10 protein-coding genes and 2 tRNA genes are annotated in these 10,785 nt (G+C 19.5%); 6 read left to right on the forward strand and 6 right to left on the reverse strand.

Features of this window, described 5'->3' with window-relative positions; translation table 11 throughout:
• Window positions 1-13: 13 nt before the first annotated feature.
• From GJT89_RS00115 to ftsY, 4 genes are all read right to left on the reverse strand, one after another.
• A complete protein-coding gene (locus tag GJT89_RS00115) occupies window positions 14-1,954 on the reverse strand; it encodes an exoribonuclease II (RefSeq protein WP_168894537.1) in 1,941 nt (646 codons plus the stop codon).
• 45 nt (window positions 1,955-1,999) lie between these two features.
• Window positions 2,000-2,527 carry a single-stranded DNA-binding protein gene (gene ssb, locus GJT89_RS00120; protein ID WP_168894538.1) on the reverse strand — a complete coding sequence of 176 codons (528 nt, stop codon included), beginning with the start codon at window positions 2,525-2,527 and terminating at the stop codon, window positions 2,000-2,002.
• A 112-nt stretch (window positions 2,528-2,639) separates the two neighbouring features.
• Window positions 2,640-3,518 carry an RNA polymerase sigma factor RpoH gene (rpoH, locus tag GJT89_RS00125; protein ID WP_168894539.1) on the reverse strand — a complete coding sequence of 293 codons (879 nt, stop codon included), beginning with the start codon at window positions 3,516-3,518 and terminating at the stop codon, window positions 2,640-2,642.
• Window positions 3,519-3,587: 69 nt separating this feature from the next.
• Window positions 3,588-4,550, reverse strand: a complete 963-nt coding sequence (gene ftsY, locus GJT89_RS00130) for a signal recognition particle-docking protein FtsY (protein ID WP_168894905.1) — start codon at window positions 4,548-4,550, stop codon at window positions 3,588-3,590.
• A gap of 127 nt (window positions 4,551-4,677) precedes the next feature.
• Between ftsY and rsmD the strand changes: the two genes are divergently transcribed.
• Window positions 4,678-5,253, forward strand: coding sequence for a 16S rRNA (guanine(966)-N(2))-methyltransferase RsmD (rsmD, locus tag GJT89_RS00135; RefSeq protein WP_168894540.1), 576 nt, complete (start codon window positions 4,678-4,680; stop codon window positions 5,251-5,253).
• Between the two features lie 13 nt (window positions 5,254-5,266).
• Here rsmD and GJT89_RS00140 read toward each other — a convergent pair whose 3' ends face one another.
• Window positions 5,267-5,518: a sulfurtransferase TusA family protein gene (locus GJT89_RS00140; RefSeq protein ID WP_168894541.1), complete on the reverse strand. Its 252-nt coding sequence runs from the start codon at window positions 5,516-5,518 to the stop codon at window positions 5,267-5,269.
• Between the two features lie 110 nt (window positions 5,519-5,628).
• On the opposite strand from GJT89_RS00140, the gene recA reads away from it, so the two are divergent.
• The 5 genes from recA (at window position 5,629) to GJT89_RS00165 (ending at window position 9,848) form a co-directional block, all read left to right on the forward strand.
• Complete coding sequence (gene recA / locus GJT89_RS00145) at window positions 5,629-6,633, forward strand: recombinase RecA (protein WP_168894542.1); 1,005 nt, start codon at window positions 5,629-5,631, stop codon at window positions 6,631-6,633.
• Between the two features lie 63 nt (window positions 6,634-6,696).
• Window positions 6,697-9,294, forward strand: a complete 2,598-nt coding sequence (gene alaS / locus GJT89_RS00150; protein ID WP_168894543.1) for an alanine--tRNA ligase — start codon at window positions 6,697-6,699, stop codon at window positions 9,292-9,294.
• A 95-nt stretch (window positions 9,295-9,389) separates the two neighbouring features.
• Complete coding sequence (gene csrA, locus GJT89_RS00155) at window positions 9,390-9,590, forward strand: carbon storage regulator CsrA (protein ID WP_168894544.1); 201 nt, start codon at window positions 9,390-9,392, stop codon at window positions 9,588-9,590.
• 83 nt (window positions 9,591-9,673) lie between these two features.
• Window positions 9,674-9,761: transfer RNA gene (locus GJT89_RS00160), tRNA-Ser, on the forward strand.
• A 14-nt stretch (window positions 9,762-9,775) separates the two neighbouring features.
• Window positions 9,776-9,848 (forward strand) — tRNA-Arg (locus GJT89_RS00165).
• Between the two features lie 61 nt (window positions 9,849-9,909).
• Here the strand turns inward: GJT89_RS00165 and dapD are convergent.
• Window positions 9,910-10,737 carry a 2,3,4,5-tetrahydropyridine-2,6-dicarboxylate N-succinyltransferase gene (gene dapD, locus GJT89_RS00170; RefSeq protein WP_168894545.1) on the reverse strand — a complete coding sequence of 276 codons (828 nt, stop codon included), beginning with the start codon at window positions 10,735-10,737 and terminating at the stop codon, window positions 9,910-9,912.
• Between the last annotated feature and the right edge of the window lie 48 nt (window positions 10,738-10,785).

A 10,785-nucleotide genomic window follows, 5' to 3' on the forward strand; every position in this document is an offset into this window, starting at 1 on the left:
ATCCAATAAAAAACTAAATTATTTTAACAATAATATTACTACTACTTATTTTTTTTATCATAACTTTTATTTTATCAGTGATTTTATATAATAATTTATTTTTAATAAATATCATACCTTTTTCTTGATTAATAATAATATTATTAATATATAATAATTTTTTAGGTATAAAAGCATATGCTCCATTTTCAATTAATCTTACTTTTATTCCAATAAATATAATATCAATAATTTCCGCTTGAAAAATTTTATTACGAATTTCTATATTTTTAAAATATTCTGAATATAAAAAATTAGATAAATCTTTTTTTACTTGTTTGTTTAAATAACGTTGATAATTCATATTTATATATATATCTTTTAAAGGTTTTTCGATATTACTTGTTTCACTTATAATAGATTTAATTAATCTATGATTTATAATATCTCCAAATTTCCGTATAGGAGATGTCCAAGTAGCATATCTTTTTAAACCTAAAGCAAAATGAGGACCAGGATTAATATTAAATAAAGTAATTAATTGATATTTTTTTATTTTATTTAAAATAAATTGTAAATTTAAATCATGTAATTTTTGATATACTGTTTTATATCCTTTTAAAGTTTTTAAAAAAGATGCATCATAATTTATATTATATTCATTTAATAATTTAATAATTTTATTAATTTTATTATTATTAAATCCATAATATGTATTATATATACCAAAACCTAAATTTTTATATAACATTTCAGCAGCACATATATTAGCAGCTATCATAATTTCTTCAATTATTTTATGAGCAATTCTCTTTTTTTCCATTAATATATTTATTATATTTCCTTTATTCCCAAAAATAAATTTATAATTTATATTATCAAAACATACAATATTTTTATAACTCCACTGTTTACGGAATAAATAAAATTTATGTAAAAAAACAATTTGTTTCTTTATTTCATCATTTTTTGGTTCCCATATTCCTATTTTTTCTAACCAATTTGAAACATTATAATAATTTAATTTAGCTTTTGATTTTATCCAACCTAAAAAAAAACTAGTTTTTTTAGATAAAAAACCTTTGTGATTAATAATCATTTTACAAATTAAAACAGGTCTAATTTTTTTTGGATTTAAAGAACATAAATTTTCTGATAATAATTTTGGTAATAAAGGTACTGTTAAACCAGGTAAATAATTTGTAAACATTCTTTGAGATGCAATTTTATCTATTTTACTATCTTTTTTAATATAAGCAGAAGGATCTGCAATAGCTACATATACTAATAATTCTTTTGAAGACTTTTCTTCTATATATATAGCATCATCTATATCTTTTGTATCATGATTATCTATTGTAATAAAACATAATTTAGTCAAATCTATTCTAGAAATATTTTTATCTAAAAATTTTATTTTTTGACATAAATTATTATTAGGAACATCAATTGGAAGATTATAATTTAATAATAAATTCCACCATGGAGTTAAAAAATTATTATCCTGAGTAATTAATTTTGTTATTTCTGCTATAAATATAGAATTTCCTTTTAAAGGATGATTAATAATTTTAGCTATTACTTTATCTCCATTTTTAAAAATATTTTTTATGTCATTTTTTATAATACATTTAATAAAATTATTATATAAAAATTTCTTTTCTGGAATAATATAAATATTATTATTTTTTTTTTTAACGATACCTTTAAAAACATTTATACTTGATTTTAATAATTTAACTGGTATAACTTGTAATTTATTATTATGATTATGGTCATATTTTATATCAGCTAATATATAATCTCCTAACATTAAATTTTTTAAATAAGAACAAGATATATGATATACATAATTTTTATGTGTTTCTAAAATTCCTAATTTTTTATTTAATACTTTTACAATACCTTTAATTAAAGGTATTTTTTTTGAAAATTTTTTTTTAAGTTCCAACAGTAATTTATTGTTATAAAACATGATATAAATTTAAATTTTACGGAAAATGGTTTTATTTTAAAATAATTAAAAAGGAATATCATCATCAAAATCTAAAACATCTTCATTTTTTTTTATTAATGATTCATTATTATTTTCTTTTTCTAATAAATCAGAAATTTTTGTTTTTTCATTCCATTTATTTTGATTTTCTTTATCATTTTTGTCTTTTTTTAAAATATTAATTTTATGATTATTTTGTCGTGAATTTCCTAATATTTGCATAGTACCTCCTATACTTACAATTATTTCAGTTATATAATTATCTTGTCCATTTTGATTTTGCCATTTACGAGTTTGTAAAAACCCTTCAATATATACCTGAGAACCTTTTTTTAAATATTGATGAGAAATTTCTGCTAATTTTCCAAATATTATTATACGATGCCATTCAGTTTTTTCTCTATTTTCTCCTGTATTTTTATCTCTCCAACTATCTGAAGTTGCGACCATAATATTAACAACTGGATTTCCATTAGGCATATAACGTATTTCAGGATCTTTACCTAGATAACCAATTATAATTACTTTATTAATACCTCTTTTACCAGCCATTACTTATTTCCTTATATTAATAAAATTTTAGTATTTTAATCTTGTTTTTATATATATTATTACATAAAAAAAATTAAAAAAATATTTATTATTAATAATATATGTTATTAAATTATTTTTTAAATAAATGTTTAATAATAGAACGTAATTTTTTCATCGCATTTTTTTCTAATTGTCTAATACGTTCAGCTGATATATCATAATAATTTGCTAATTCACGTAAAGTAGTTTTTTTTTGATTTTTATTTAACCATCTCATATTAATTATATGACGACTACGATGATCTAATTTTGAAATAGCTATATATAGTTTATTTGAAATATATTTACTCCAATTATTTTTTTCAATTATATTTGCGAAATTAGAATTATGATCTTTAAGAAAAAAAAGTGAATGAAAATTTATGTTTTTAAAATTATTTTTTAAATTAATATTATCGCTCATATCTTGAGCTGACATACGTAGTTCCATTTCACATACATCTTTAATAGATACTCCTAGTTCTTTAGCAACTATTTTAATTTCATCTTGATTAAACCAACCTAATCTTTGTTTAGCTTTTCTTAAATTAAAAAATAATTTTCTTTGAGCTTTTGTAGTTGCTATTTTTACTATTCTCCAATTACGTAATACATATTCATGTATTTCAGCTTTTATCCAATGAATAGCAAAAGATACTAAACGAACACCTATTTCAGGATTAAATCTACGTACAGCTTTCATTAAACCTATATTACCTTCTTGAATAATATCAGCTTGTTGTAAACCATATCCAGAATAATACTTAGCTACGTGAATTACAAATCTTAAATGTGATAAAATTAATTTTTTAGCTGATTTAAGATCTCCATCATAATATAATTTTTCAGATAATTCTTTTTCTTCTTTAGAGGTTAACATTGGATAATTATTAGTAGTATAAATATAAGAATTTAACGTTCCTATAGGAACAGAAATTCTTAATTTAGAGGTAAATATATTTTTATACATTAAATCCTCCAAAAATTAAAAGATTAAAAATATAATTTTAACCTAATATAAATTTAAAATTAATAATTATTAATTTTCTGGAAAAATTTCTTTTATGAAATTTTTTGCATTAAATAAATATAAATCAGTAATTTTTTCACCAGTACCAAAATATCTTATTGGAATATTAAATTCATCTGCTAAAGAAAAAATAACACCACCTTTTGCAGTACCATCAGTTTTAGTCATAATAATACCTGTTATTCCTATATTATTATTAAATACCTTAACTTGATTAATAGAATTTTGACCAATATTAGCATCTAAAACTAACATAGTTTCATTAAGAATTCCGTTATTTTTTTTTATTACACGAACAATTTTTTTTAGTTCTTCCATTAAAGAAATATTATTTTGTAATCTTCCTGATGTATCTGCAATTAAAATATCTACTTTATTTTTTTTAGCTTCAGATATTGCGTCATAAATAATAGCAGAACTATCTTTTCTTTTTATATTTTTTGTAAAAAAACTACTACTTTTATTACTCCAAGAAAATAATTGTTCATGAGCACCAGCTCTAAAAGTATCTCCAGATGCTAAAAAAACAGATTTTCCTTGTTTACGAAAAAAATATGCCAACTTACCAATTGTTGTAGTTTTTCCTGATCCATTTACACCAATGATTAATATCACAAAAAGTTTTTTTTGATTGTTAATAATTAATGGAACTTCCACAGGAAGTAAAATTTTTAACATTTCAATTTTAATATATTTATATAATTGAGAAGAATTTTGTAATTTATTTAATTTTGCATATTTTTTAGTTAAATTAATAATTTTATTAGTAGTTTTTATACTTACATCAGAAATAATTAATGTTTCTTTTAATTTAGAAAATAGTTTTTCATCAATAACATATTTTTTTTTAAAAAGATTAATAATCTCTGTACCAATATTTTTACTTGTTTTAAATAATTTTTTTTTTAAATAACTGAAAAATCCTACTTTTTTTTTTTGATTATTTATAATTAAATTCTCTCTTTTTATTATTTTTTATCAAAATTCTTACATTATATAGTAAAAAATACTTGATATAATTAAATTATATTGTTATTAAACTAATATATCAAAATAAACTTTTAAAGTAATTAATATTTTTAATTTTTTTATATAAATTATGAAAAAAAAATTTTTTCCCAATAATATTAATATTATTTCAGGTCAATTAAAAGGTAAAAAGATAAATGTAATTAACAATAAAATATTAAGACCTACAATGAATTTTATTCGTCATAATCTATTTAATTGGATAATGAATGATATATATATGTCAAAATGTTTAGATTGTTATGCAGGTACTGGTATTTTAAGTTTTGAATCTTTATCTAGAAATGCTCATTCAGCTACTTTATTAGAAAATAATAAAAAAATATTTAAAGAATTAAAAAAAAATATTTTTTTATTAAAAATAAAAAATATTTTTTTATTTTATAAAAATACTTTAAATTTTTTATCACAAAAATCAATTATACAATATGATCTTATCTTTATAGATCCTCCTTTTTGTAAAAATAATATTTTATTACAAAAAACTTGTATATTATTAGAAAAAAATAATTGGTTAAAAAATAATTCTAAAATTTTTATTCAATATAAATCAGAAAGTAAAACATTTTCCTTACCAAAAAATTGGATAATATATAGAAAAAAAAAATTTGGTATTGCTAGATATCTTTTATGTAAAAAAATTTAGTTATAAATAATATTTATAATTTTTTTATTAAAAATAAATATGGTATTTTACATATTTTCTTATAAATTATATTATAATTCATAAAATAACAAAAATATTTAATATCTAAATTAACCAATTTATCATTAGTAATTATTAATAAAGTTTCATTTTTTTTCATATTAAGTGTAATTTTTTTAATAGTTATAATTGTTTGTGGACACTGCAATCCTTGTATATTTAAAACAAAATTTGCTTTTTTATAAAGATTATTTTTTTTAAACATATTTAATATATTATTAATAATAAATTTATATTAATTATTATATTATAATTAAAAATTTTTTTACGAATATTATAATTAAATTTATTATTTAATAATTTAAGGTTTATATTATGAATTTAGAAAAAAAAAAAAAAATAGCTATTGAGAATGCTATTATACAGATAGAAAATCAGTTTGGCAAAGGTTCTATTATGCGTTTAGGTGATAATAGGACTATGGATATAGAATCAATATCTACAGGATCAATATCTTTAGATTTAGCTTTAGGTATTGGTGGACTACCTATAGGTAGAATAGTAGAAATATATGGTCCTGAATCATCTGGTAAAACAACTTTAACATTACAAATTATTGCTCAGGCACAAAAATTAGGAAAAGTATGTGTTTTTATTGATGCAGAACATGCATTAGATCCTATTTATGCTAAAAAATTAAATGTTAACATTAATAAATTACTATGTTCTCAACCAGATACAGGAGAACAAGCATTGGAACTATGTGATTCATTAGCAAAATCAGGAGTCGTGGATGTTATTGTTGTAGATTCTGTAGCTGCATTAACTCCAAAAGCTGAAATAGAAGGAGAAATAGGGGATTCACATATAGGATTAGCTGCAAGAATGATGAGTCAAGCTATGCGTAAATTAGCAAGTAATTTAAAACAATCAAATACATTATTAATTTTTATAAATCAAATAAGAATGAAAATTGGAGTTTTATTTGGAAATCCTGAAGTAACTACAGGAGGAAATGCATTAAAATTCTATGCTTCTGTAAGATTAGATATTAGAAAAATAGGTAATGTTAAACATGGAGATGATATTATAGGTAATGAGACTAGAGTAAAAGTAGTTAAAAATAAAGTTGCAGTACCTTTTAAACAAGCTGAATTTCAAATTATATATGAACAAGGTATAAATATTTATGGAGAATTATTAGATTTAGGAGTAAAAAATAAAATTATTGAAAAATGTGGATCATGGTATAGTTATAAAAATGAAAAAATTGGACAAGGGAAAATAAATGCTATAAATTTTTTAAAAAATAATAAAACTAAATCTGATAAAATTGAAAAAAAAATACGAGAAATTTGTTTTAAAAAAGAACATAAATAAAATTTTTTATTTTATAAATTATTTTTAAAATATTACTAAAAATCTTATAAAGATCTTTCATATATGAAAAATAAAATAAATGTAAGTGAAATGTTTTTAAATTTTTTTCATAAAAAAAAACATAAGATAATAGAAAGTAGTTCATTAATACCATATGATGATACATCATTATTATTTACAAATGCAGGAATGAATCAATTTAAAAAATATTTTTTAGGATATAAAAAATCTCCTTATTCTAGAATTACTACTATACAAAAATGTATACGTGTAGGTGGAAAACATAATGATTTAAAAAATGTGGGTTTCACTAACAGACATCATACATTTTTTGAAATGTTAGGTAATTTTAGTTTTGGAGATTATTTTAAAAAAGAAGCTATTATTTTTGCATGGGAATTATTAACTGATTCTAAATGGTTTAATTTAGAAAAAGAAAAAATATTTATAACAGTTTATTATAAAGATATAGAAACATATAATATTTGGCATAGAAATATTGGAATATCTAAAAAAAAAATATTTTTAATTAAAGATAAAAATAATACTGTTTTTAATTCCGATAATTTTTGGCAGATGTCTGAAACTGGTCCTTGTGGACCCTCTACAGAAATTTTTTATGATCTAGGTAAAAAATTTAAAGGAAATATCCATAATTCTGGAGAACGTTTTCTTGAAATATGGAATATCGTTTTTATTCAATTTAATAAAAATTTAGATGGTAAACTAATTCCTTTATCTATAAAATCAGTTGATACTGGAATGGGATTAGAACGTATTAGTAGTATATTAGAAGGGGTAAATTCTAATTATAAAATAAGTATATTTCAAAAAATTATTAAAAATACAGCTAATATACTTAAAATTGAAGATTTAGAAAATAATTCATTAAAAGTTATAGCTGATCATATTAGATCTTCTACTTATTTAATATCAGAAAATATTATACCAAATAATGAAAAAAGAGGATATGTTTTAAGAAAAATTATAAGAAGAGCTATTAATCATGGTAAAATTTTAGGAGAGAATAAATTATTTTTTTATAAATTAGTAAAAATATATATTAATAATATTGATAATATGAAAGAAAAAATATTTTTAAATAAAAAATATAATGTGATTAAAAATATTATAAAAAAAGAAGAAAAAAATTTTAATGAAATTATTAGTAAAGGGGAAAAATTATTATATTTAGAAATTAAAAAATTTAAAAATAAATATTTATCAGGAAAACAAATGTTTTATTTATATGATACCTTTGGTTTATCACCTGAATTAATAAAAAATATATGTATAAAAAAAAATATAAATATTAATGAAAAAGAATTTATTCAATATATGAATATACAACGTGAAAAATCAAGAAAAGATAATATTTTTATAAAAAAAAATATATATTATAAAAATCAGGATTCAAAATTTAATGGATATGTTAATTTTTGTTCTTATAGTAAAATATTAAATATTTATCATAATAAAATTTTAATAGACAAAATAAATAAAGGAGATTCAGGAGAAATAATACTGGATATCACTCCTTTTTATGGAGAATCTGGAGGACAAATAGGAGATATAGGATATTTACAAAAAGATAAACAAAATATTTTTCAAGTAAATAAAACAAAAAAATTAGAAAATTTAATTATTCATAAAGGAAAAATGATATCAGGATCATTTAAAAAAAATGAAAATGTATATTCTAAAATAAATATAAAATATCGTATGATGTTAAGTAGAAATCATTCTGCAACACATTTATTACATGCTTGTTTACTCCAACTTTTTGGTAATATTATAAAACAAAAAGGATCTTTAATTACTGATAAATATTTAAGATTTGATTTTTTTTATAATTATAATTTAAAATTAAAAGATATTTTTAATATAGAAAAAATAGTTAATTATTATATATATAAAAATATACCTATAGAAATATATACTGAAAAAATAAAAGAAATAAAAAATAAAAATATGATAAGAACTGTTAATATTAAAAATATTTCAAAAGAATTATGTGGTGGAACACATGTATCTAAAACTCAAAAAATTGGTTTTTTTATAATTACAAAATTTTTAAATATTGCTAATGGAATAAAACGTATACATGCTATTACTCATGATATTGCATTAGAATATATACAAAAACAAAATGAAAATGTTAAATTTATTGCTAATTTATTTAAAATAAAAGAAAAAAATATAATTAAAAATATTTTATTATATAAAAAAAAATTTTATACATTACAAAATAATTTAAAAGAATTAGAAAAATATATTTCTTATCAAGAAGAAAAAAAATTATTAAAAAATAATATTTTAATAAACGATATTAATTTAATAATTAGTGGGATATATCATTTAAATCCAAAGATATTTAATTATATAATAAAAAATATTCTAAATAAATTTGAAAAAACAATAATAATATTATCTACTAAATGGGAAAAAAAAATATTTTTGATTATAAAAATTACTTTAAATATTAGTAATAATATAAATGCTATTGAAATTATAAAAAAAATTTTTGATAAAAATATTTGCAAAATAACTGGATGTGATAATATAGCACAAGCAAGTATTAATCTTAATAAAGATAAATATTATTTTTATTTATCTAAAATAAGAATATTTATTTTAAATAAAATAAATAAATTACATTAATATTAAACTTATTTTAATAATTTTAATAATTAATTAAAATATATAATTATAAAAAATAATATTTTTTATATATTACTTCTTTTAAGGAGAAAAGGATGCTTATTCTAACTCGCCGAGTAGGCGAAACACTTATGATAGGTGATGAAGTTATGGTAACAGTATTAGGAATAAAAGGAAATCAAGTTCGAATAGGTGTTAATGCTCCTAGAGAAATTTCTGTTCATCGTGAAGAAATATACCAACGTATACAAGCAGAAAAAGCGGAAAAAAATCAAAAAATAAGTTCATTAAAATAAAATTTTTAGAATTTTTCAAATTCTTAAAAATAATTAATTTGACATATTTTTTTTTAAAAGATAAAATATTCTTCTTTGTTGTTGGTGAGGTGGCCGAGTGGTTGAAGGCGCGCCCCTGCTAAGGGTGTATACAGTTATCCTGTATCGAGGGTTCGAATCTCTCTCTCACCGAAATTAATAAGAAAGCATCCGTAGCTCAGCGGATAGAGTACTCGGCTACGAACCGAATGGTCGGAGGTTCAAATCCTCCCGGATGCAAAATTTTATTAAAATAATTTAATAATAAAAATTTTTAGAAAAATTTTTTATTTTATTATTTTTAATATTCTTCGCGTAAGATGTTATTAATTTTAATTTTACTTAAAGTTTTTTTATCTACTCTTTTGACTATTATTGCACAATATAAATTATACTTACCATCTTTAGATGGTATAGTTCCTGGTACTACTACTGAATAACTAGGAATAGATCCATAATGAATTAATCCTGTTTCTCTATTATAAATTTTAGTACTTTTACCTATATATACTCCCATAGAAATTACTGATCCTTTTTTTATAATTACACCTTCCACTATTTCTGATCTTGCTCCTATAAAACAATTATTTTCTATAATAGTAGGATTAGATTGTATAGGTTCTAAAACACCTCCTATACCAACTCCTCCAGAAATATGAACATTATTTCCTATTTGTGCACAAGAACCTATTGTAGACCAAGTATCAATCATAGTTCCCTGACCTATAAAAGATCCTATATTAATAAAAGAAGGCATTAATACTGTATTTTTAGAAACAAAAGATCCATATCTTACTACAGTAGGAGGAACAACACGACATTCTAATATTTTAAAATTTTTTTTTTGAAAATTTTTATCAAATTTTAAAGGAATTTTATCATAAAAATTATTATAAGATCCTTCCAACAAAAAATTTTTATTAATTTTAAAATATAATAATATTGCTTTTTTAATCCATTGATTAGTTATCCATTTGTCTTGTATTTTTTCAGAAACTCTAATTAAACCTTTATCTAATAATTTAATTACTTTATTAATATTAAAAATTATTTTTTCATTTTTTAAAAAATTATTTTTTTTTTTATAATCCAAAAAATAATTTTCTATTATGTTTTCTAGATTTTTCATATAATTTTTTTAATTAAAAAAATTTTTTGTTATGTATATTTACAGAAA

The organism is Enterobacteriaceae endosymbiont of Donacia versicolorea (assembly GCF_012570965.1).
In the GTDB taxonomy this organism is placed as follows: Bacteria; Pseudomonadota; Gammaproteobacteria; order Enterobacterales; family Enterobacteriaceae.